The following is a 26,105-nucleotide window of genomic DNA, read 5'->3' as shown; positions in this document are numbered from 1 at the left end:
CGATGAAGCAAAACTATAACCACAATAACTTTTTCATGAAGCTCCTGACCACGGGTTTCTTGATGCTCCTGTTTGTGCTGATGGCAAACGTCACGCAGGCACAGCGCTTTTCTTTTGTAAAGTATATTCCTGACTGTCCGCTCGATGCCAACAGCCAGAGAATCACCAGTAATGACCCTTGTTCATTGCCTCCTTTGTCAGATAGCCAAGCAGCGAATGGCTATGATGGCGGATGGCTTGCAGTAGACTGGAGAGGGATTACCCCAGATATTATCGAAGTATATAAAGAGGGTGTTTTAATTCCTCCATCTCAGTATGCAGCTGAACTGATCTGTGTGGATATGAAGAATATTGAAGATGAATTCGGCGATACGTTCAGTATTGCCATCTATGATATTCAGGAAGAAGTAGAATATGGATTCAAATTGATTGAGAGTGCTACTGGGAAAGAGTCAGAAGATAATTTCTTGTATCGTATGCCAGAGCCGTTTGCTGCTCTTGCAGGTACACCTAATGGCACAGATCCTACTTGCCCAGGCGGTAGCGATGGTACAATTAACGTTGGTGCTACTGGTGGAACAGGTCAATTGACCTATACCATTATGCGTAATGGTAACGCGGTGGCTTCAAACACTTCAGGTAACTTCACAGGTTTGCCAGCAGGTGACTATTCTATTCAGATTATGGATGGAAACGACTGTGTGGATCCTTTGGGATTGACCATCGAATTAGGTAACCCAGCGGCAGTAGGTAACCCAACCTGTCCTTCGCCTCAGCAAGTATGTTTGAGTGATAACGCATCTCCTACACTGTCTGATTTTTATACTATCGGAGGAAATCAGGAAGTATATTTAGCGAACAATACTAATGGTACACCATTGGCAGGTAGCTATGATATGTCTTCTCCAGGTGTTTATACTTTCTTTGTTTTCAACTACGAAGACAGAACACCAGGTGCAGGTGGAAGCCAGGTAAGATGTTACTCAGGCTCATGTAATTTCAAAGTGACCGTATTTGGTTCAGTGGGCGCTTCAGCAAACCCTCAAATGCAAATGGCTTGTAACAATGACAGCAGCTTTGATTTGTTCACCACTTTGCAAAGCGGATATACCGAAGGCGGAACTTGGACAGGTACGCCAACGCCAAATGGTAGTGGTAGCGTTGATTTCTCGAGCCAAGCGGCTGGAAATTACAACTTCACTTATACGATCAACAATCCTTGTGGTAATGATGTAGTAGTGAATGTTACAGTAGGAGTGAAAGAAGCTCCAAATGCAGGTCAGGATGGTAACGCAACGGTTTGTATCGAAGCATTGCCAAGTAATTTCGACTTGTTTGCACAGTTAAATGGTTCAGATATTACCACAGGTGGAACTTGGACAGGTAACCCAACACCAAGCGGTAATACTGTAGATCTAACAGGTGTTGCTGAAGGCGAATATGTGTTTACTTATACTGTAAACGGTCAGTCACCTTGTGGTTCTGACAATTCAAAAGTAACCGTAAAAGTAACAGGTGCACCGAATGCAGGCAACCCGACAGACGAGGCCCTTTGTTATAAAGGAAGCAATATCACTTTCGATTTGGATAACACCAATTCAGGTGCTGATGCAGGTGTTTGGACAGCAACCAACGGAGGTCCTGCTCCTAACGGAAATGGTGAAATTACTATTTCTGAAGCAGGAAGCTTTACTTACCAGTACACTGTTGCTGGCGGAAACGGATGTGCTGATGCAACGGCAAATGTTACTGTAAATGTTGACCAAGGAAAAAATGCAGGAAACAACGCAACGCTTGACCTTTGTGTGGGTGATGAAACCTCATTTACTTTAATCGACCTTTTGGGCGGAAACCCTGATAATGGCGGTAAATGGACATTGAACAATTCGGAAGTAGGTGATGACACCTATGCAAGAAGCTTTGATAATGAAGCAGATGGCACTACTTTGGTGTTCACCTACGAAATTATGCAAGGACAGCCATGTGGCGCTTCCTCAGCACAATTGACGGTAAATATCGCACAACCTTCAGCTCCTGTAGCGCCAGCGCCAGTAGAGATTTGTGAAGGTGAGCCAGTAATCTTGAATGCGCAGGGCAACAACATCGTTTGGTATGCTTCAGCAACTTCAACAGGACAAATCGCAACAGGCAACCAAGTGAATTTGGGTGTACTGGGTGTAGGTTCAGGTTCTCGTTTCATTGCAATCAACAGCAATGGGTGTGAGAGTGAGCGTGCAGAGGTGAAATTCACCGTGAAGCCATCTCCAGCGGGTCCTCAGGTAGCGAACCAATCTATTTGTGAAGGCGAAACAGCAACATTCACCACCATGGCACAGGGTGCTAAATGGTATGATGATGCGACCTTGACGACGCCAATCGAAACAGGTTCAACTTTCGAAGCAAGCAATTACAGTGCAGGTGAATATACTTTCTATGTAACGGCTGAGATTGACGGTTGTGTATCGGAAGCAGGTTCATTCAAATTGACCGTAAACGACAAGCCAGCGATTGTAAACATCGAGGATGTTAAGAAATGTGTAGAAGATCAGGTAACAGTAAATATTACTGGAACAGATATCGCTTCTTTCTCTTGGACCAACGACAACACAGCGATCGGTTTGGCAGCAAGCGGAAATGGAAACATCAGCTTTGTAGCGAAAAATCCTGGAAGCACCACTATTGAGGCGAATATCGAAGTAACAGCGGTTTCAGCAGCAGGTTGCGAGTCTAAGGAGACTTTCAAAATCATCATTGAGCCTAAGTTTGCAAGCATCGGTAATTTCGTATGGTTTGATACAGACCGCGACGGTATTCAGGATGCAGGCGAAGCGGGCGTTCCAGGAGTGAAAGTACTTTTACTCGATGAAAATGGCGTTAAGCTTGACTCTATGAACACTGACATGAACGGTTTCTATCAGTTCACACAGTTGTTGCCAGATAACTATCAGGTGAAATTTGACCTGAGCACTTTGCCAGCAGACCACGTAGCTTCTCCACAGAATCAGGGCGGAAATGATGCACTGGATTCAGATGCGGACGCCAACGGATTCACGATGGTAACGGCTTTGGAAATCAATGAAAATGACTTGTCATGGGATTTGGGAATCAATGTTCCTGCAGCATCATTGGGTGATTTCGTTTGGAACGACACCAACGGAAATGGTATTCAGGATCCAAATGAAACAGGCGTTCCTCATGTTATCGTGAAGCTTAAAGTGAAAAAAGACGACGGTTCTTACGATGTAATTGCAGAGACAGTAACCGACGGAAATGGCGCATACAACTTCGCTAACCTGGAGCCAGGCACAACTTACTCGGTATTGTTCGACTTGTCATCATTGCCAGCAGGTTTCGGTGCAACGGAAGCAAATGCAAGCGCAAATGCTAACGATACAAAAGATTCTGATGCGGATGCTTCAACAGGCGGAATGACAGCGGATATCGTTTTGGGACCAGGCGAATACAATCCAAACATCGATTTGGGTGTTAAATGTATCGAGCCAATCATTGAGTTGCATGCCATGGCGAACATCTGTTCATCAGACGCACAGGCGGTAGCTTTGGAAGCGGACATCATCGGAGACGAGGACGTTACCGCAGACATGCCAATCAAATGGACAACAACGGGTGCGGGTACTTTCAAAAATGACGAGAGCCTGATCACTAAATATTATCCTACAGCTGCTGAGTTGGAGAATGGCGCATCGATCGACTTCACATTCACTGCACAAGGATTGTGTGCTGAAGTAGTGAAAATGGCGACGGTGAATATCCATCCAAACCCAGAAGTTACTTTGGTTTCTTCGATGAACCCAGACTGTAACGGTGACGCGAACGGTTCGGCACAGTTCACAGCAATGGGCGGAACTTCTCCATATACTTATGAGTGGAACGGTCACATGGACGATGTAACCGTAATGGACAACAACGGTTCATTCGACTTCACGGCGGAGAACTTGGCAGGATCGATCAAATACACTTTGACCGTAACGGACGCCAAAGGATGTTCTGCTTCAGGAGATGTAACCCTGAAAAACCCATCGAAACTGGAATTGGAAATCGAAGAAACAGCATCTATTCTTTGCTTCGGTGACATGACTGGCGAATTGACGGCGGTAATCAACGGCGGAACTTATTCTGAGATCCACGACGACTGTATCTTCCTCTGGACCAACGTTGGAACAGGCGAGACTTACGGCGAGCGTGTATGGTCAGGCTTGGGTGCTGGTACTTACTGGTTGCAAGTATTGGATGAAAATGGATGTATGGCTTCGGCAGTTTACAAACTGAAGCAACCACCATTATTGGAAATCACCAATATCGAAACTACTGATGCATTGTGCTACGGCGACAGCAACGGTAAGGCGATCATTACAGCAACCGGCGGAACAGGTGACTACACTTATGCAGTTGCAGGAATGGATTTCGAAGGTAACGACGTGATCTTCGCGGCGCAAAGCTCAAATGCTTTCACCACTTTGAGAGCAGGTTCATATACCTTAACCGTAGAGGACGAAAACGGATGTATCGCTCAGCAAGACTTTATTATTGGCCAGCCAGATCCATTGGAAATCACGAAAATCGAGGTATTGGATGTTACTTGTCCTGAGAACTTGGACGGCGCTTTGACCATCACGGTGATGGGCGGAACAATGCCTTACGAATATTCTTTGGATGGTCAGACTTATCAGTCGGAAAACATCTTCGACGGATTGGCAAAAGGTGACTACACCGTTTATGTGAAGGATGCCAACGGTTGTGAAACACAGAAAGACGCAACCATCGGCGTACAGCCAGACGTTACCGATCCTGAGTTTACCGTGAAGCCAGCCAACACCATGATCTCTTGTGGCGACAGCGAATTGCCAGACAACACAGGCATGGCAGAAGCAACAGACAATTGTGCAGGCGTAACCGTAAGCTACGAAGATATGAAAGCAAGAACAGGCGAATGCCCAGCTTTCGAAATCATCACCCGTACTTGGACAGCAACTGACGCAGTGGGGAACACCTCAACTTATGTTCAGACCATCGAGATCAAAGACGATTCGAAACCATATTTCTCAGCTTTTGCTGATCACAGAGAAATCAACTTCGGCGACTCAACGGATCCAATCGACGGACAGATTGAAGCAGCAGACGATTGCTCAGGCGTGAAGCACTTGTGTTTCGAAGACGGCGAGTGGAACTATATCGACTGTAACACGGCGGAATTCGACCGTAACTGGATTGCGATTGACTCTTGTGATAACAAGTTCATGAAAATTCAGAAGGTAACCGTTAAAGGTGCACGTCCATTAAGCTTGACTTGCCCAGAGGATGTGAATGTATATGCTGAGTTTGGCGACGATGGTTCTTTCGTGGACTTCAAAGCGAAGGTAAACACAACCAACGAAGGCTTGAGAGTAACTTACTCACACCGTTCAGGAGATTTCTTCCCTATCGGAACAACAGAAGTTACCGTTACGGCTACGGATGCCTGTGGCAACCGCGAAGAATGCCGATTCAATGTAGTCGTTCGTCCTACTCCAAGAGAAAACGGACCGATTTACATCAATGCCAATGGCAGCGAGCAGGTAACTACCCGCTCAGGAATGGTATTCGATTACGATAAATATTTCCGCGGCGGAACAGGCTATACGCACCGTGCGAAGGAAATTTACGGAACAGACAATGATGAAATCCACCGCACAGAACGCTACGGAAGAAACTTCCGCTACGCAATTCCAGCGGAAAGAGGACAACATTATAAAGTAACCTTGTTCTTCTCTGAGAATTACCACAATGCAGCGAACAAACGTAAGTTCAGCGTGGCACTCGAAGGCGAAGAAGTACTGGAAGACTTCGATATCTTCCGCGAAGCTGGTGGCAAGTGCATCGGTATCACGCGCGAATTCAAAGTATATGCTGATGATGATTATCTGAACCTGGCATTCTACTGCGGACCAAACGGTATCGACAACGCAAAAGTGGACGGTATCTGCGTGATGCCAATCGGTGACGAGGAAGTGGGAACTTATGTGAACGCTAACGGTCGCTCGGAATACACTACCGCCGAAGGTTATACCTTCAAGCGTGACGGTTACTTCTCTGGCGGATCAGTTTACAAAGTAGCTGATGCAACAGAGATTGCAGCCACTGAGGACGATGCATTGTATGTAGGTGAGCGTTACGGACGTGACTTCAGCTACCGCATCCCAGCAACAGCAGGCAAGCACTACCGCGTGAAGTTGTTCTTCGCTGAGGTTTACCACAGAGAAGCAGGCAAGCGAGTATTCAACGTTGATATCGACGGCGAAAACAAGCTGAACCGTTATGACATCATTGCGAAAGCTGGTGGTAAGAACATCGCAACTACTGAGACATTCGATGTAATGGCACAGGGCGATGAGTTGAAAATCAGATTCTACAAAGGCGACAACGGCGTGGACATGGCGAAAGTATCAGCGATTTGTGTGATGCCAATCGACGGACCAGCACCAGTGATCACTTCATACTATGTGAATGCACACGGTACTGCACCATACTTGTCGGATGAAGGATTTGAGTTCTCTGAAGATCAGTATTTCTATGGCGGACGCACTTACTATGCAAGAGGCGCTCAGATTGACAACAGCTTCGATGATGAGTTGTACCGTTCAGAGCGTTACGGCGCAGACTTCAAGTACCGCATTCCAGCAAGAGCAGGAAAAACTTACAAAGTGAAATTGTTCTTTGCTGAGAATTACTGGCAGGCGGAAGGCAAACGTAGCTTCAACGTGGAAATCAACGGTGAGCGCAAACTGACACAGTTCGACATCTTCAAAGAAGCTGGCGGAATGAACATGGCGATCACGAAAGAGTACTACGTAAGCACTGAAGGAAACAAGATTGATATCCGATTCTTCATTGACGAGCACTGTGCCGACAACGCTAAAGTATCAGCGATCTGTGTAACGGAAGTGGATGAAATGCCTGCGGATAACAGCCGTGAGTTTGTACCATTTGCTGAAGCGGTGAAGGTTTATCCTAACCCAACAACAGATTACTTCAACTTGAATGTGGCAGTAGATACCGACGATCAGTTCGCTGTTCAGCTGGTAGATATGGCTGGGGTTACCCATAACATCAATGCAACTTCTATCGAGAAACTTCAGGATGAGGTTCGAGTAAAAGTAAGCAATATGAACTTGGGATCGGGTCTTTACATGGTGAAATATAACCATAATGGCCAAGACAGCGCACTGTTGAAACTGATGATTAAATAATGAAAAGGGGCAGGTTCAGGGCATTCCCTGAACTGAACCCTATCAAATATTAAAATTTAAGACGAGAGAGAATCACCCAAAATGTAAAAAGCCGACACCATTGGAGTCGGCTTTTTCTTGTATCACCTGTTTGGTAACCATCATCCATCATGCGCGGCGGCTGATTGGGGGACAGGTAAACATGTTTTTGAACACGCCCCAAGCGTCCGCTTTGTATAAGGATTATTAAATGCAGTTTCAATTAATATTGAATATTGGATTTTTTTGAATAGATTACCTTTCACGTGCCCTGTAAATTTGCTCGCTAATCAATTAAGCCTTATCTTTATGAGGTTCAAGCTAAATCTTAACGAAAAGGCGTGAAAACACAAGGTGACCGACGTATAATGCCGAAATAATTACACAATTTTGGAAGCATAACCGTTTTAACCCTTGTTTCGATGCATATAATTATGGCGTCATAAAAATTATTTAATTAAAAATTTAGAATGGGAAGATCACAAGAATCATTCAACAAAAAAGAAAAAGAAAAGAAGCGTCTAAAGAAACGTCAGGATAAGCTGAAGAAAAAAGAAGAGCGTAAGGCCTCAGGAGACGGAGCGGCAAGCTTTGACGACATGATCGCCTATGTTGATGAATTCGGTAATATTACCGATACGCCACCAGATGAAACTAAAAAGACTGAGGTGGACATCGAAAGTATTGAAATCAGTGTACCGAAAAAAGAGGAAGAAGAAGTGGAAACCGAGCGTAAAGGTCGTGTTGAATTCTTTAACGACTCTAAAGGTTTCGGTTTTATCAAAGAGCAAGACACTGGTGAGAAGTTCTTCGTTCACGTGAGTAGCCTGATCGACAAAGTTGCAGAGAATGATCGTGTGATTTTTGAAGTAGAGCAAGGCATGAAAGGCTTGAACGCTGTGAATGTCAAAAAAGCCTAAATGTAGGCCACACTTTCTACGGTCCGCTAAGGATCTGAAGAAAATATAAATTAGCCCCACACTTATTTTTATAGGTGTGGGGTTTTTATATGTCTATACTTTTGAAGTTGCCCCCCAAAAATCACCCTTCCTCCTGCGGGTGATGCCACATGATGATGATTAAAATCAAATGACTGAATTGCATTTTTTATATATTTCCTTTTTATCAACCTAAGCGCTAAAAAATTCATAAAGGGGGGTAAAACACGAAATTTTAGCCCTTTGTCGTCGATTTGCTATCTTTGATAGATAATTTGTACGCTTTTATTGATTGCACTTCTTATTGTTGAATTAAAATTCGACTTTTGTAGTGGAATTAAGAAAAACACCTATTTTATGAAACAACTCCTGATGATCTTATCAGTAATCCTGCTGATGAGTGCGTGTTCTGCTGGTGCAGAAAATGGGCGTCCTGCGATGCCTCCTATGGCACTGCCGACCCTGACTGTCGATACCGTAAGTTTAGTGGATTATACTAAGTACCCAGCCAGTGTTGAGGGGGTTTCGAATATTAACATCAATGCCAAAGTGTCTGGCTACATCAATCAGGTATTGGTTGATGAGGGCGAGCGGGTGAAAAAAGGGCAGTCCCTTTTCAAGCTTGAAACACAGTCGTTCAATCAGCAAGCCAATGCTGCCAAAGCAATGGTAAGTGCTGCGCAGGTGGAAGTGGACCGATTAAAACCTTTGGTAAAGGAAGAAATTGTAAGTGCGATTCAGCTGAAAACCGCAGAAGCCAAACTTGAGTCTGCCAAAAGTAACCTTGCGGCCATTCGCGCCAATATTGCTTATTGTAACATTACTGCGCCAGTGGATGGTGTGGTGAATGAAATCCGTTTTCGTGAAGGCTCGCTCGTCGGTCCAATGACTGCCAAACTCACCACCGTTTCCAATATCGATCAGGTTTATGTTTATTTTGCGATGAATGAAAAAGCGTTCCTGCAGTTTATTAAAGATGCTGAGGGCAAGAACGTTACCGATAAAATTGAGCATTTGCCGAAAGTGAAACTCCTTTTGGCGGATGATACCACTTATCCTTATGAAGGAAAAATTGAAACCATCACGGGCTCAATTGATAAAATGACGGGAGCAGTACAGTTCCGTGCAGTATTCCCAAATCCCGACCATATTCTGCGCAATGGAAGTTCTGGGCAGGTGATGGTTCCCAAAGAATATCATCAGGTAATGGTGATTCCTGCCATGTCGATTTCAGAACTTCAGGACCGAAAAATGGTGTATGCCGTAGCGCCCAACGATTCTGTATTTGTAAAGTACATCAAGGTTGAGGCCATTGTAAATAATCGGGCAGTGGTAAATGCTGGGCTGAAACGTCATGACAAAATTGTTGGTCAAGGGGTGGGCAAGTTGCGTCCAGGAATGACCATAAAGCCTATTCCATCAACAACTGACAAGGTGGTGAATTCCTTTTCAACATATTTTAAATAGGCCTTCTTATGTTTAAAATCTTCATTGAAAGACCCGTATTTTCTACGGTAATTTCTATCCTGATCGTATTGTTGGGCTTGTTGGCGTTGAAAACCATCCCCATGACACAATACCCTGTGGTGGCACCTCCAACGGTGGTGGTCAGCACCAGTTTGCCAGGTGCCAATGCCGAAACCATGATTCAATCGGTGATTACGCCTTTGGAAGAGCAAATCAATGGGGTGGAAGGGATGACCTACATGACTTCCTCTGCCAGTAATAATGGTTCGGCCACCATTACGGTTTTCTTTGAATCTGGCTATGATCCCGATATTGCGGCAGTCAATGTGCAGAACCGTGTTTCGCTGGCGACGCCAAAATTGCCTGCTGAAGTAAAAAATATGGGGGTGGCCACAAAAAAAACGGAAGCCTCTGCACTGATGTATGTTTCTGTATATTCGGATAATCCTGAATTCGACGAAACCTTTATACAAAACTACACCGCCATTAACATTCGCCCAGAGCTTTTGCGGGTAAATGGCGTTGGGCAGGTGAATATTTTTGGGGTGAAAGATTACACCCTCAGAATCTGGATTGACCCCGACCGTATGGCCAATTATGGTGTAACGGTGGATGACGTAAGGGCAGCAATTGCTGAACAGAGCCGTGAAGCCTCGGCGGGAACGCTTGGTCAAAATGCAGGACATTCCTTTGAATATGTGATCAAATATAAAGGCCGATACAATAAGGTAAGTCAGTTTGAGAACATCATTCTTCGTCGCCTCGACAATGGGAAGTTGCTGAAATTGAATGACGTTGCCAAAATTGAACTCGACGCTTTTTCCTATTCAGGACAGGCCCGAACCGACGGGAAAGCCTCGGTAACTTTTGGGGTTTTCCAGACGCCAGGCTCCAATGCACATGATATTGCCGAAAAGGTGTACACCAAATTTGATGACCTGCGGAAAACCATGCCCGAGGGGCTGCATTTTGCCTACAACCTGAACTCGGATAAATTCCTGATGGCGTCGGTAGATAAGGTACAACATACCATTATCGAGGCTTTTATCCTTGTATTCTTTGTGGTGTTTATCTTCCTACAGGACTTTAAATCGACACTGATTCCCGCAATTGCTGTTCCTGTGGCCATTATTGGAACCTTCTTTTTTATGGAGATGGTGGGTTTCTCCATCAATTTGCTGACCCTTTTTGCACTGATTCTCGCCATTGGGATTGTCGTCGATGATGCCATTGTGGTCGTTGAGGCGGTGCATTCCAAATTGGAACGGGGGGCAAAAAATGCCAAAGAAGCGACCGTCGAGGCCATGAATGAAATTGGAGTGCCGATCATCTCCATTACCCTGGTGATGGCGGCGGTTTTTGTTCCGGTAACTTTTGCAACGGGCCCTGTGGGGGTTTTCTATAAGCAGTTTGCCATTACGCTGATTATCGCTATCCTGATTTCAGCAGTGAATGCCCTGACCTTATCGCCCGCTTTGTGTGCGTTGTTTTTAAAGCCTTCTCATGGTGACGGTACCGAGAAAAAAGGCTTTATGAATCGTTTCTATGATGCCTTCAATGTGGCGTTTAACCTGATGGTGGCGCGTTATATAAAAAGCGTCGGACGCCTTTTGCGCCATCGTTGGATTGCTGGCGGACTGGTTTTAGTGGCGATTGGGGTCATTTTCCTGATCAATAAAAATATGCCTACAGGCTTTGTGCCCGATGAGGATCAGGGAACCATTTTTGTCAATGTTGAACTGCCCGAAGGGGCATCACTTGACCGAACCGTGGCGGCGGCAACGCAGCTGGAAGATATCGTGAATAAGGAAGAAGGGGTACAGCATTTCACCTGTATAAAAGGACGAAGTTTCTTTGCTGGGGAGGGAAGCTCCTACGCCATGGGCTTTATCCGGTTGAAAGACTGGAGCGAGCGCGAACGTCCTGATTTGAGCTCCAAAGCCATACTGGGCAAACTATTTGGGAAGGTGCAAGGCATTGCCGACGCACGAATTATCTTCTTTTTACCGGGAAGTGTGCCAGGTTTTGGGGCATCGAATGGGGTGGAAGCACAGATTGTTGATACCCGAACGGGGGCGTTGAAATCGCTGGGGAATACCGCGCAGGAGTTCTCAGGTGAACTGATGAAACGCTCGGAATTTGCTTTTGTCAACAGTTCTTTCAATACCAATTTTCCGCAGTATGACATGCATATTGATGTGCCGAAAATTAAGGAAGCCAACCTGACGGTCAGTAAAATTATGGCGGCCATGCAAGGTTATATTGGCGGACTGTATGCCGCAGATTTCAATAAATATGGAAAACAATACAAGGTGTTTATTCAGGCCAAACCCGAAGACCGAGCGGATGTCAGCAGCCTCAATAACATGTTTGTCCGCAATGCGGATGGGAAAATGGCGCCTTTGTCGGAGTTTGTAACCCTCACCCGCACCACTGGCGCACAGACCGTTTCGAGATTCAATATGATGAATGCGGTAACCTTGCGTGGAACCACCGTAGATGGGGTGTCCACAGGTCAGGCGATCAAGGCATTGCAGGAAACAGCAGCGCACTATTTGCCGGCAGGTTATGCCATTAAATATTCAGGATTGACCCGCGAGGAAATTCTGGCTGGTGGGCAGATGAGTTTTATTTTCTTGCTGTCGGTTTTGTTTGTATTTCTCTTTCTGGCCATTCAGTATGAAAGTTATATCCTGCCTTTTGCGGTGATCTTCTCTTTGCCGCTTGGGGTCGCTGGGGCGTATTTCGTAAGCTGGAGCCGAGGACTCGAAAACAATATTTACTTTCAGGTGGCCCTGATTATGTTACTGGGATTGCTGGCAAAAAATGCCATTCTGATTATTGAGTTTGCCCTGCAGTGCCGTAAGCGGGGAATGTCGCTGCCCGAGGCGGCTATTGAAGGTGCCAAAACTCGTATCCGTCCGGTAATGATGACCTCCTTTGCTTTCATTTTAGGGCTGCTGCCTTTGGTGCTTGCTTCTGGTGTTGCGGCCGCAGGTAACCGGTCAATTGGAACAGGCGCCGCTGGAGGAATGCTGATTGGTACGGTGCTGGGCTTGTTTATCATTCCGGTGTTGTTTGTAATTTTTCAGTGGTTGCATGAAAAAATCACAGGGCAAAATTACGATCAAAAGGCGAGTTCTAACGCAGCGAGAAAAAGAATTTAATCATGGAAAAAATTATAAAAAATGGCATCCTGATGCTTTTGGTGCCGATCATTTGTTCCTGTTTGGCGCAAAAAAAATATACCGCTCCCGAACTTCAGCAGGTTCAAACCTCTGCATATCGCTTGGCGTCCCCTTCGGAGGACAGCACAAATATGGCGGATGTTTCCTGGCGGAAATTCTTTCAGGATACGCTCCTGCAAAAGCATATTCAACATGCCCTCGACAGTAACTTTGATGTCCGCATTGCCCTGCAAAATATTGCCCGGGCAGCAGCTTTTCAGAAACAGGGGAAAGCGGGCTATTTCCCCACGGCCAATATTACGCCGAGTGTTACCCGTGTTGGGACCTCCAAAGAAGTGCCTTTTGGTGGCATTTATGGAACCCGATATCAGGTAGAGGGGAAACTGTCCTGGGAGGCGGATATCTGGGGGAAACTCAACAGTCAGGACAAAGCTTTTCGTGCGGCCTATATGCAGTCGGTAGAGTTGCATCAGGCGGTGGTTACGCAGCTGGTGGCGCAGGTGGCGAGTACTTATTTTCAGCTGATGACTTTGGATGAGCAGTTGCGACTCACCAATGAAAATATTGAAAACCGAAGCAAGAGTGTGCGGGTGATTACGGCACTGAAAGAGGCCGGGTCCGTTGGGGTAACGGCAGTGGCTGTTTTGCAGTTGGAGGCGCAGCTTTTTGATGCCAAAGAAACCAAAAGCCAACTCGAAGGGCAAATCAAAATTCTGGAAAATGAATTTTGTACCCTGCTCGGTACGCCTGCCCACAGGGTGGCACGTGGCAATATTGATGCGCAACAATTTGACACCCCTTTTGCGGTGGGCATTCCCGTGGATTTATTGCAGCACCGTCCGGATCTCCGTGCTGCGGAGCAGCGGGTAATCAATGCTTTTGAGCTACAAAATGTCGCCAAAGCCAATATGTTGCCGAAGTTTACCATTACCGCAAGCGGTGGAACGCTGTCGGAACAGCTCGGAAACCTGATGCGTCCTGAAGCCCTTTTCTTCAACCTGATGGGAGGCGTCACCGCACCGATATTCAATGGCCGACAGTTGAAAACACAATATGAAGCGGCTTCGGCAGAAGAGAAAAAGGCGCTTTTGGATTATGAAAAATCGGTGATGAATGCGGGTAGAGAAGTGAACGATGCCCTGATCAATTTAAAGGTCAGTCAGGAACGCATCGACCTGAAGCATCAGTCTGTGGTTGCTTATCAGGATGCGGTTCGTAAGTCCAATTTGTTGTTGGAAAGTGGGATGATCAATTATCTGGAATTGTTGAATGCACAACGCAGTGAACTGGTGGCCGCTTTGTCGGAGGCAAGATTGAAAAATATTAAATATGGCGCCATGATTAACCTTTACCGTGCGGTAGGTGGTGGCGTTCGTTGATACTGATTGAGCTGATATCAGCAATATAAATAAAAGGGACTGGTGATCTATCATCAGTCCCTTTGTGCTTTAAAAAAAGAAATATTGGAATGGCATGGCGTATTATTTGAGAAACGATTGGTTTATGATGTACTGATAAACAAATGGTTAGCAGTGGGTTAAATTATGAATGAAAAAGCGTTTTTCAGAAAATAGGAACGATCCTTGAACTTGTAGGTAAGAATTGCTGTCATTTTACTATTCATTTATTCCCCATTGAAGATGATGTTCAGAAAGTTATATATGTTGTTTTTCGGGCTGGTATTAGTTTCCTGCAGTAAAAATGAAGACCCTTGTTCCCTGACCACCCCTTTGGCCACACCAGCGACTGCTGTGTCGGCGGGACAGTTTAAAGCCAACTGGAATAAGGTAAGCGGCGCAAATGCGTATCACTTGCAGGTTGCTGCTACGGATGATTTCTCTGCTATGGCACAGGATATTGACTTGCTCGCAGGCCCTACGGAAGTCCTGAATTTAGAAGCAAACCAGACTTATTACTATCGGGTGAGTGCGAGTGTGAACAATGGTAATCCGACACCATTTTCCAATGTGGTAAGTGTGACCACCCGCCCTGACGCTCCTTTGGCGAAGGAAGCCACTGCTATTATGGCGAAAAGTTTTCAGGCGCATTGGCAGAAAGAAGCAGGGATAAGAGAGTACAAGTTATTCATCTCGACCAGTAATGATTTCAGTAAGCCATCGGCCTATCTCAAAAACTTTGCAGGCATTGTTGTGGAAGGGGACGCAGCGATGGTGTCGGGTTTACAACCGAATCAGGTTTATTATTATAGGGTTAAGGCTATTGGGCAGGCTGGGGAATCTGAATTCAGTGAAAATACCATTGCCGTACTCACAGAGCCCGGGCAGTAATTCCCCTTTTTGTTAAGGGAATAGGGTGAAATGACTTGCTTGCTGTGGATATTCTTACATAAAAAAGGGATGTAAATCGGTCGATAATGTGACTTAAATTGACATCCTTTTTTTATGGGGTTTGATATCGATAGAGCAGGTGGCAGTATCTGCGAATAGCACGTGAATAGTGCGAGATAAAAATAGGATTGGTTTTTTAATATGGTGACTTTGATCGCCTTTTTCCTCAGCAGTATCCCGATAGGAAATCGAGGATATTTTTTCAATCTGTGGTTTAGGGATGTGTACAATTTGTTATAGAAAGGGGGGTAGTTTGTGGTTTGCTCACTAAAGCAGCCGCGTTAGAGGAGATTTCACGGCTCCTTATTATGCTTATTTTCCCCCTAATTCAGCAAATAAAGGGGGTTTTATGGGTATATATTATTATCAGTGGTTCCTGAGGATTTCTTTGGTGTGCAGGTGTTAGGGCAACATGACGGTTACAAAAGTAGGGTCATAAAAAAATGAAAGTAATTCCGTAATGGAATGATGAATAAAGTCGATATTTTCATTTTGTCTGAAACTGGGTAGAAAAAGCAACAATGGATTTAATTTTAATTTAATGTAATATATCGGGATCGTAAATTATAGGCGTTGTTGATTGTTGCAATACATCTATTATATAGTTAGGCTTTTAACAGCGTAATTGCGCGTTATTCCTTTAAAAACCCAATTTTTTGTACGGAATAAATTGATCAAATTCAAATGTTAATCAATTGAATTAAATTACACTTTTCCTATATTTTATTTTTAAATATGGGATCGTTATCATTCACTTGACTACTTTTTTTTGAAATTTTATAAATTATTACGTTTATTTGATATTATTTTTAGTGAAAACCTGAATTCAACCTTACATTAACCTATTGCCATGCGCTCCACCAATTCCCGACGGATAGCGATTTACTTTTTTGCCATTGCCCTGACAATGGCCATAATGGTAGGATGTGTCCTGGAATCTCCAGAGTTTATTTTCCCTAAACCAGAAGTAACACTTTCCTCTGATAAATCCACAGAAATTAATGTCAGCTGGGATCGGATCATTGGAGCGGGAGCTTATAATGTAAAGTATGAAAGAAAGGTCATCTCCAATGGGGACTTTTCCAACGCCAATGGGCGGGCAGTAAATAATGGCGATGAAACGTTTATCAATATTGAAGATAAGGTAAACCTTGTACCTGAGCAGCTTTATGAAGTGATCGTCGAAGTAAAGTCCGAAGCGCGAGGCGAGGTAAAACAGGTTTCTGAAATTGAAGAGGTGGTTATTGGTGAATTGAAAGCGCCACTTGGTTTGGTTACGCCACTGAGCCCGGATAATTCCTCTTCTATCCGCTTTCATTGGCCACCGGCAGCTGGGGCGACCCACTACCTGGTGAAAGTTTATTGGGATGCCAGCCCAGATGATAACTCGGAGTTGCTTGAACTTGAAAAAGAGATTACGGTAAAAGACCTCGGAGCGGTCGACAGCCTGAATTTACTGGTAGATGAGCTGCGCTCAGATGCCAAATATAGGATAGGGATTTTCTCTATGTATGAATATCAGGAATATAACAATCAGGGAGAACCCTTGAAGGACCTGAGCTATATTTATTCCAAAGATTCTGCGACGACCTATAATCGTGAGTTTATTAAAACGAACGAGCTTTACCCACCTACTGGTATTCATATCGATCAGGTGGGCTTGGATCAAATGAGTGTGGTTTGGAACAATGACGCTTTGGTGAAGAACTACTTTTTGGAAGTATCATCAAGCCCTGATTTCCTCAAGGATGGGGAACATTATTATACTGAATTGAAGGTGGGCAGTGATTCTGTGGTAACAGTTAATGGCCTGACCCCTTCGACCAAATCGTTGCCCAGAAAATATTATGCGCGGGTATATGTTCAGAATGATTACACGCAATCGGACCCTTCCAAAGTTGTCAGTGTAACCACCGGACAGTTTCATTCACCGCGTAACTTACAGTTTGTTAATAAGAAAAATGAGATTACCGTCAGCTGGGATGGTGTAGCGTATGCCTCGCATTACGATGTAGAGCTACTTTCGCTCGATGAAACCGTTTTTAAGCAGGCAAAAAATGTTGCGGATACCTTCTATGTATTCCGTGCACTGAAAGCGGATCAGCAGTTCAGGTTCCGTGTTCAGGCAAAAAATAACAAGCTGAACAACGCTTCCAAAAGTGATTTCTCTGAATATGCTGCGGCCAATACCGAGCAGGTCCCTGCGCCAACAGATTTCACCGTATCAGGTGTTTACTTAACGAAGCTCAAAGTCGCATGGACACCCAAGGAGCATATCGACAAATACCGCATCTACTATTATAGAGAAGGGGATAGCGAGGAGTCGGTGAAAACCAAAGAAGTGGCGGACACGGAGTCTGAAACTTTTATTGAAGGACTGGAACCCGACGAAAAGTATCAGGTAAGAATTGTAAGTGTTTTTGAAGAGGTAGAGTCACGATCGACTTCTATTCTCGATAATCCTGTGGCGACGGAGGTTTTGAGGGCTCCTTATATGCCGGCATCTGAAAACGGCTACGATACCGCCCACCTGGATTGGATGCACAGGTATGACAATATTGCCCCTGTTGGATTTGAGGTATTGTTTGATGAAACCCTGCGCTTTGACGCCGGGGAATTCCGCTACGGTTATTCAGAAACCACCAGTTTTACGACACCAAATGATTTGATCCCGAATGGGGAAGGTTATAAATTCAAAGTCCGCGCAGTTTTTGAAGAAGGAAAACTGTTTTACTCTGATTATTCTGTGGCTTATACTTTTGCTACGGCGGATTTAGCGGTACCACAGGATCTTGAAACTACTGAAGAAGCAATTGACGCACTGAAATTCAGCTGGTCACCGGTTGATTATCATGGTCAGGGTGCCGCAGGAGATTACTTGTTGCAATATGCAACTAAAAGCGACTGGTCTGATAGTGTGAATGTAACCCTTACGGGCGAAACCACTTTTCTGGCAGAAAATCTGCAGAAAGCCACGACCTATAAATATCGGGTGAAGGGATTGTTCAAGCATTTTTCTTCAGCATGGTCAGCGGTTGAGCAAGGGCAAACCCTCGGACTGAACTCGCCAACATTGGTGGGCATCGACCTGACTTTTAACTCGATGCAACCAAGCTGGCAGGTGGTAACAGATGCTACGGGCTATCGCCTGGCGATCTATGAGCGTGAGGATTATTCCGACGAGCCTGTTGTGCTTGAATTGTCCGTCAACTCCTACATGCTTCAGAACCTGCAACCGGCGACTTATCGCTATTTCAGACTGTATTCCCGTTTTGGAAATGAATATTCTGATACGCCTGAGGAGTTTTCTGCACAAACTCTTTTCTACAGCCAGCCATCACCGCCAATGGTGGTGCAAAGCAACTATACCAACATTATGCTTCAGTGGCATGAGGTTGTTGCGGGAGGTTTTAAGGCGGATAAGTACACGTTGTACTGGTCAGCGACCAATGATATTGGCCAGGCCATCGCTATTCCTGTGATTGGAACGAGTCAGACGGTAAGCGCTTTACAGCCGGCCAATACCTATTATTTCTGGTTGCAGGCACATTATCAGCAGCATCAGTCACCTATTTCTGAGGTGCAACCCGTGAGCACGAGAACACTTGAAGTACCACAGTTTACCACGACAGGATCTACAAATCCTGATGAGATTTCTTTGGCCTGGACAGCGGTGCCTTATTCCAATGTTTATGAAGCGGAATATTCTACAGATGCCGATTTCAATACCGATGTTAATGTATTGAACCTGAACTCGACGGCTTACACGCTGGGCGGTTTGCAGAAAAATACCGCCTATTATTTCAGAATTCGAGGAGTTTTTGAGGGCAACAGATCAGCCTTCTCAACCATAACGATGCAGGAAACCATCGACTTGGCAACGCCAGAAAACTTGCGTGAAAAGTCGGTAGATTTTTACAGTATGGCCATAGAATGGGATGCCGTAAGTCCGGTAACTTCCTATACCCTGTTTGTGTCGAGCACAGTAAATAACGCCTCCGCACAGCAAATCGCTATTCCTGCCAATACAACGACCTATAACATCGCCGATCTTAGTCCGGGCACCAATCGCTATTTCAGTGTGCGTGCCAACTATAAAGGGGAGCAGTCTGGAAAAAGTACAGAAATCCGGGTATCGACCTTAATTTTGGTAGAGCCTAAAGGTCTTGCCCTGGCGGATGCGACTTACAATACCATGCAAGCGAGTTGGGAAGCGGTAGAGCTGGCCACCGAATATGAACTGGAATGGTCTACGGAGGCCTCTTTTGTCAGCCCACAACGCATGACTTTAGGCGCATCATCTTTGGCGCATACCATTACCGGCCTGGCGCCTGATCAGCTTTATCATGTAAGGTTCAGGGCCAAGGTAGGGGATCATTACTCGCAGTATTCTTCTGTGGAGCAGCTGAAAACCCCTGCGCTTGAAGTGCCGGCAGTGAATGAGGCTACCGCTGTTACTGCCGCAGGATTCAGGGCGAACTGGTCGGCGACGGTGATGGGCTATGAAACAGAATATGAAATCTGGATGGGGACCACCTCAAGCGTAGGCAGTGAGCCGACCTTTAAAGTAGGTACCGCCAACAGCTATGATTTCGCTGAACTGTCGAAAAATAAAGCCTATTTCTACCGTGTGCGGGGCTGGTACAACAGTCATTATTCTGAATGGTCTGAGCCGCAGGCGGTGAATACCCTTGCGCTTGTGGCACCAACAAATTTGGCCATCAGCAATATTACTTTCAACAGCATGGATTTAAGTTGGGATGCGGAAGCCAATGCCAACGGCTATCAGTTGGCCTGGGCAGATGAGGCGACCTTCAGCAACCCAAAAACGACCAACGTTACCGGTACAAGCTTTAAACTCACTGGACTGAAAGCCGGAACCCATTGGTATTTCAAGCTTTACAGTTTATATGATACTGAAAAGTCAGATTCCTTTGCGTCGGCTGATGCCAGCACCCTTGACCTGGCCAAGCCGGTGATGAAAACATCCACAGATGTTGTCTTCAGCGGATTTACCGCCCATTGGGAACTGGTAGAAAATGCCACCAGCTATACGCTGCAATACAGTGAATTTGCTGATTTCAGTACGGCAAGCGAACGTGCGATCCCGGATGGTGATGTCGGTTCGTTGGCATTAACAGACCTTCAGCCAGCGAAAACCTATTATGTACGGGTACGTGCCTGGATTACGGATCATTTCAGTGCTTTTTCTGATGCTGAAAACACCACCACTGAAGCGATTCCTGCACCGGATGGGCTGATGATCTCATCCATTACCCAGGATCAGTTTACCATCTCGTGGTTGGAAGATGATTTTGATGAATATGAAATTAATATCTCTGGAGGAACCAGCCGGGTAGAGCGCGCAGGAAGCAGCACTACTTATTTGGTGAGTAACCTTGAGAGAAATACAGTATATCAAGTATCCGTTTCGGGGGTATATAATGGCAGTTACAAGGTGGAATCAACCGAGAAAACGGTAACCACTAAAGATCTATTGGCCCCAACGAATTTGGCTGTGGACGGTGTGAGTTTTAACGCGATCGATCTCAGCTGGAACATTGCTGATGACGCACAGAAATATGAACTTCAGTATGCTGTTGATGCTGCCTTTAGCTCGGATCCTAAAACCGTGATCGTCTCAGGAAGTGCGTTCAAACTCGACAATCTGTTGCCAGGTACGAAATATTATTTTAGACTCCGTTCGGTATATAATACCCAACTGTCAGATTATTCAGCGGCCATTACAGCGACTTCACTTGCTTTGGAGAAACCGGTACTGACCAATATCGACGAAATCGATTTTAAATCAGCGCAAGCGAACTGGAATGCGGTGAGTAATGCAAGCCGCTATACAATTGAATATGCGATAGACGCCTCTTTCTCAGCCGCAACGCAGATAGAAGTGACGGATGGTTCACTCGAGCATGTGAAATTGGAAGGTCTGATGCCAAACACGTCTTACCACGTAAGAATGCGTGCCTGGATTTCAGATCACTTCAGTGCATATTCTGAGCCGTTGGACTTCACGACCTCAGGAATGACTGCACCTTCGATGGTGTTGATCAGTACGGTGGAGCAGGATGGTTTCACGGTAAGCTGGATGGGGGATGATTTCGAAAGCTATGAACTACACCTTTCCGGCGGAAGCACAGCGGTGGTCAATGTGGGCAATAACTTCAGTTATACCTTTACCGATCTGCAAAAAGCAACAGACTATTCTGTACAGGTTTATGGATTGTATGGCCCAGTGTATAAGGCAGCAAGTGTGGTGAAAAGCACAACCACCGAAGACCTTTTAGCGCCTGAAGATTTCAGTATTTCGTCGGTGAACTTCAATGAAATTCATTTGCAGTGGACTGCTGCAGCTGATGCCCAGTCTTATGAACTGGCCTACGCTACCGATGCGGCTTTCAGTGATCAGGTATTGGTGACAGCGATCAGTGGCACCGATTACAGCCTGACGAGCCTATTGCCAGGAACAACATATCACTTCAAAATCCGAAGTGTTTACAATAAAGTAAAATCAAGCTATTCATCGCCGATCAGCGGTGGAACGGATAACCTTGCGACGCCGGTGGTTACACAACTTTCCGGTCAGACTTTCAATGCGTTTACCGCAGAATGGAATACCGTTGACAAGGCAACAAGCTATACAATTGAGTATGCTACTGATAATGCATTTACAAATGCAGGTCAGTTGACCGTCACAGCGCCAGCCACTTCGGTTGCCATTCCTGGACTTGTGCCGAACACCACTTATTATGTGCGCATGAAAGCGTGGGTGGATGGTTTCGCCACCGCCTATTCCAATGTGCTGAACACCACGACGGAGCAAATCGATGCTCCCGTAATTGCGGCTACAGTTACGGCTTTGCCTGATGCTTTGTCGTTCAGCTGGACTGGTGACCATTTCGAAAGTTATGAGGTCCATATGACAGGCCCCGGCATGGATGAAACCATTAATGTAGGGAGTGTAAACAGCTGGAGTTATGGCAGCTTAACGCATCATTCAAGCTATACTTTCACCGTCAGTGGGGTTTATGCCACCAGCTACAAAGTAAGTTCAGCGGCTAAAACCGCAACTACCCAAAAGCTGAATACACCTTCAGGCTTTACGGCGGGTACAGCAGATTTCAATAAAATTACGCTGAACTGGGCTGAAGTTACAAATGCAGGTGCTTATGAAATTGAATATGCGGATAACAGCGGTTACACCTCATCGACTTTAATTTCAGTGAATGGTACTTCGCATACATTGAACAACCTGAAGCCGGGCACTTCCTATTATTTCAGAATAAGATCAGCCTACAATGCGCAGCGTTCTGAATTTTCAGCTGATTTGACCGCCTCGACCCTCGCACTGGAAAAACCAGTACTGACCACCATAGATAATATCGGGTTTAAATCTGCCAAAGCTCACTGGAATGAAATCAGCAATGCGAGCCGCTATACCGTTGAGTTTGCGACGGATGCCTCTTTCACTGCCGCAACGCAGGTGGAAGTTGCTGACGGAACAATCACCTCGACGGACCTGGCAGGCCTGATGCCAAACACGCCTTACCACGTAAGAATGCGTGCCTGGATTTCAGATCACTTCAGTGATTACGCAGACGTGAAAACATTCACAACCACCAATATGGATGCCCCAACGGCACTTGTATTCAGTAATGTAACGCAGGATGCCTTTGACGTTTCATGGACGGCAAATGATTTCGACAGCTATGAAATTCACCTTTCTGGCGGAAAAGATCAGGTGATTAACACCGGTGGAAGCAAAAGTTACCGCATCAGTAATCTGGAGCTGGCAACGGCCTACACCGTGAAAGTGGTCGGTTTGTATGGTGCGACCTACACCGTGGATGGACCTACTGATGACGTTACCACCAAAGGACTGCTGGCGCCTACAGGATTTAGCGTGGCATCGAAGGACTTCAACAATATTAATTTGACGTGGACTGCCGCAATGGATGCCCAGCAATATGAAATTGCTTATAGCGTGAATGCGGATATGAGTGATGCCGTGGTCATTGCCGACCTGACAGGCACGAGTCATTCGCTTGGGAATTTACTGCCAGGCACCATGTATTACTTTACCATCCGATCGGTTTACAACAATGTGAAATCGGACTTTTCTGCGAAAATCAGTGGCGCAACAGATGCGATGAGTACACCTACCATTACGGCACTGAAAGATCAAACTTTCAATCAGTTTGCAGTGGAATGGAACAAGGTGGACCTTGCGACTTCCTACACGGTAGAATATGCGACGGACAATGGTTTTGCTTCAGCAGGGCAGGTGGTTGTGCCGGATGGTAACCTGACCACGGTCGTGATTCCTAACCTGTTGCCGAACACCACATATTATGTGCGAATGAAAGCGTGGGTGAATGAATATTCGACGGCTTATTCAGCCACAAGCGACATCACCACCAGCAGCATCGCCAAGCCGGCGATCAGCTCGCCAGTGGGGAGTACTCCTGATGCGCTGATGATCAGCTGGACTGGCACCGACTTCGAAAGTTATGAAGTAAAGGTTGTGGGTGGAAGCACCAACAAAACAATGAATGTGGGAAATGTCAACACCTACACGGTGGGCAGCCTTGCCAACAATAAGGCTTATACCATTACGGTTACGGGTATTTACGGATCAACATACCGTGTGAGCAGCACTGCGGAGGCAGCAACAACGAAGACATTGAGTGCACCGGCAGATTTTGCTGTGGGTACCACCACTTTCTATACAATTCCATTGAGCTGGACGGCGAACGCGTTGGCGGGAAGTTATGAAATTGAGTATTCGGAATCCGGTGCTTTCAGCCCATCGACGGTAATTGCGGTGAGTGGTAGCAGCCACAGTCTGGAGAATCTTAATCCGGGAACGACTTATCATTTCAGAATCCGATCGGTTTACAATGCGGAGAAATCTGATTTCTCGACACCAGCGATCACTGCGACGACCGAAACTTTGGAAAAACCGGAGATTAGTTCGGTAACGGTAAATAGCTACAATGACATGACCGTGGCCTGGCCAGCGGTAAGCGGTGCTACAAGCTACCGTGTGGAGTATTCAGAGCAATCTAACTTTACGCCAACGGAGCAACTGACCGTAGGTTCAACATCTGCGAACCTGACCGGACTGAAGCCTGGAACACTTTATTACATCAGGTTAAAGGCTTATATTTCAGATCATTTTTCTGACTATTCTGATCAGGTGATCGCCACTACTTCGGCCATGCCAGTTCCGTCACTCAGTGCCGCGACGAACATTACTGTGGATGGTTTTACGGCCAACTGGCAAGCCATTGATTACGGACCAACCGACGGCTATATCCTTGTGGTTAACAAAGACGGTGAGGCCACACAGGAGATCAATGTGGGCAACGTAACCGCTTATCCTATAACAGGATTGGAGCAGTCTTCGACATATTATTATACCGTGAAGGGCGTACACAATGGACATGCCTCAGCAGAGCGATTGCCAAAAGTAGATGTTATGACTTCGGCGGTGCTTGCCCCTGCGGTATCGAGCCCTGCGGAAACGACTTACACTTCAGTAAAAATCGAGTGGACGAAAAATACAGGAAATTCAGGGGAAGAAACCGGATTCCTGGTAAAATATGGTTTGGCTTCGGACTTGTCGGATGCGTCGGTAGTGAATCTCGACGGTAACATCCTGACCTATTCGGTAGAGGGGCTGAAGCAAAACGAAACGTATTACTTTGCCGTGGCCTCGATCATTGGCGGTCAGATATCAGAATATTCGACGACCATTTCAGGAACAACAAAAGAAGTTCCTGTTCCAACAGGGTTGAGCCTCGGATCGGAGACACTCACGGAGTTTGAGGTGCAGTGGGATCACCTGGCGGAAGCAACAGAGGGTTATATTTTGCTGATTGCGGAACAGTCAAATTTCAGCAACAGCACTCGCTATAATCCAGTTGTGGGCGCAACGAGTCAGACGGTAACAGGCTTGTCGAACAATACCCTTTACTATGTAAAACTCAGAGCAAAAGCGGATGGCGCCTTGTCGAAATTCACGGCAAGCGAAAGCACCACTACGCAAGCGCTTGGAACGGTGGGCGCACCAACAGTCAGTACGCCAGATTATACTTCGGCAACGGTAAGTTGGTCAGCAGCCATGAACGCCAATAGCTATACGGTACAGTTTTCAGAGGACAATAGCTTTGCAAGTTATCAGCAGTTGCCTGTGGGGAATGTTACTTCAGCAAACCTGACGGGCCTAAAATCTGCCACCCAATACTGGGTGCGTATTATGGCTGTTCACCTGACGGAAGAAACGGTTTCAGCTTCCAATAACTTTACCACCGCTACTTTGGGTGTCCCTGATTTGAGTTTTGGGACGGTAACGGAAAGTAGCATAGCGGTATCATGGGCAACGGTTACGGATGCCACAGGTTATCAGCTCGAATGGGCCAAGGATATCAACTTTACCACCGACAAGCAGACGGTAACTTTAAGTGAAAACAGTAGGGTAGTCAGTGGTCTTGAGGATCACACGACCTATTATTTCAGGGCAAGAGCACTGAAGGATGGCGATGTTGTTTCTGCCTACGGTACACCAAAATCTCAGCAAACGAATCAGCTTCCTGCACCAACGGGCTTAGCGATGAGTGCAGACAATGATAACGCAGGTGACCGTCAGGTTTCTTTCGGCTGGAATGCAGTTCCTGGGGCGACAAGTTATATGCTGAGAAGGTATGACCAGACAGGAACGACCCTGATAGAGGAAGTGACCATTTCAGTGAATAACCATACTTTTAATGCCCTGCCTGCGGCTTCGACCTATCAGTTTTCGGTGGTGGCTGTTGGCACTAACGAAAGTCAGCCATCGGCAATGATTCTCTATACTACCGCTACGATCTAAATGATTTAAAA

Annotated in this window: 7 protein-coding genes; all 7 read left to right on the top strand. The window is 45.8% G+C overall.

What is annotated here, in order from left to right:
* Window positions 1–2 precede the first annotated feature (2 nt).
* Window positions 3–7,247: a malectin domain-containing carbohydrate-binding protein gene (locus AABK40_RS22470; protein WP_338399416.1), complete on the top strand. Its 7,245-nt coding sequence runs from the start codon at window positions 3–5 to the stop codon at window positions 7,245–7,247.
* Window positions 7,248–7,735: 488 nt separating this feature from the next.
* A complete protein-coding gene (locus AABK40_RS22465) occupies window positions 7,736–8,185 on the top strand; it encodes a cold-shock protein (protein ID WP_332922836.1) in 450 nt (149 codons plus the stop codon).
* 375 nt (window positions 8,186–8,560) lie between these two features.
* A complete protein-coding gene (locus AABK40_RS22460; protein ID WP_338399415.1) occupies window positions 8,561–9,670 on the top strand; it encodes an efflux RND transporter periplasmic adaptor subunit in 1,110 nt (369 codons plus the stop codon).
* 8 nt (window positions 9,671–9,678) lie between these two features.
* A complete protein-coding gene (locus AABK40_RS22455; RefSeq protein ID WP_338399414.1) occupies window positions 9,679–12,837 on the top strand; it encodes an efflux RND transporter permease subunit in 3,159 nt (1,052 codons plus the stop codon).
* Between the two features lie 2 nt (window positions 12,838–12,839).
* On the top strand, window positions 12,840–14,237 hold the full coding sequence (locus tag AABK40_RS22450) for a TolC family protein (RefSeq protein WP_338399413.1): 1,398 nt from the start codon (window positions 12,840–12,842) through the stop codon (window positions 14,235–14,237).
* A 261-nt stretch (window positions 14,238–14,498) separates the two neighbouring features.
* Window positions 14,499–15,146 carry a fibronectin type III domain-containing protein gene (locus tag AABK40_RS22445; protein ID WP_338399412.1) on the top strand — a complete coding sequence of 216 codons (648 nt, stop codon included), beginning with the start codon at window positions 14,499–14,501 and terminating at the stop codon, window positions 15,144–15,146.
* 910 nt (window positions 15,147–16,056) lie between these two features.
* Window positions 16,057–26,094 carry a fibronectin type III domain-containing protein gene (locus tag AABK40_RS22440; RefSeq protein WP_338399411.1) on the top strand — a complete coding sequence of 3,346 codons (10,038 nt, stop codon included), beginning with the start codon at window positions 16,057–16,059 and terminating at the stop codon, window positions 26,092–26,094.
* Window positions 26,095–26,105: the final 11 nt, after the last annotated feature.

It is taken from the genome of Persicobacter psychrovividus, assembly GCF_036492425.1.
Taxonomy (GTDB): Bacteria; Bacteroidota; Bacteroidia; order Cytophagales; family Cyclobacteriaceae; genus Persicobacter; species Persicobacter psychrovividus.
Note: the sequence above shows the minus strand (reverse complement) of the source record. Positions and strands in the feature narration are given on the sequence as shown.

Coding starts and splice junctions, on each gene's coding strand:
- AABK40_RS22440 (WP_338399411.1), top strand. CDS start 16,057: ATGCGCTCCACCAATTCCCGACGGATAGCGATTTACTTTTTTGCCATT.
- AABK40_RS22455 (WP_338399414.1), top strand. CDS start 9,679: ATGTTTAAAATCTTCATTGAAAGACCCGTATTTTCTACGGTAATTTCT.
- AABK40_RS22445 (WP_338399412.1), top strand. CDS start 14,499: ATGATGTTCAGAAAGTTATATATGTTGTTTTTCGGGCTGGTATTAGTT.
- AABK40_RS22465 (WP_332922836.1), top strand. CDS start 7,736: ATGGGAAGATCACAAGAATCATTCAACAAAAAAGAAAAAGAAAAGAAG.
- AABK40_RS22450 (WP_338399413.1), top strand. CDS start 12,840: ATGGAAAAAATTATAAAAAATGGCATCCTGATGCTTTTGGTGCCGATC.
- AABK40_RS22470 (WP_338399416.1), top strand. CDS start 3: ATGAAGCAAAACTATAACCACAATAACTTTTTCATGAAGCTCCTGACC.
- AABK40_RS22460 (WP_338399415.1), top strand. CDS start 8,561: ATGAAACAACTCCTGATGATCTTATCAGTAATCCTGCTGATGAGTGCG.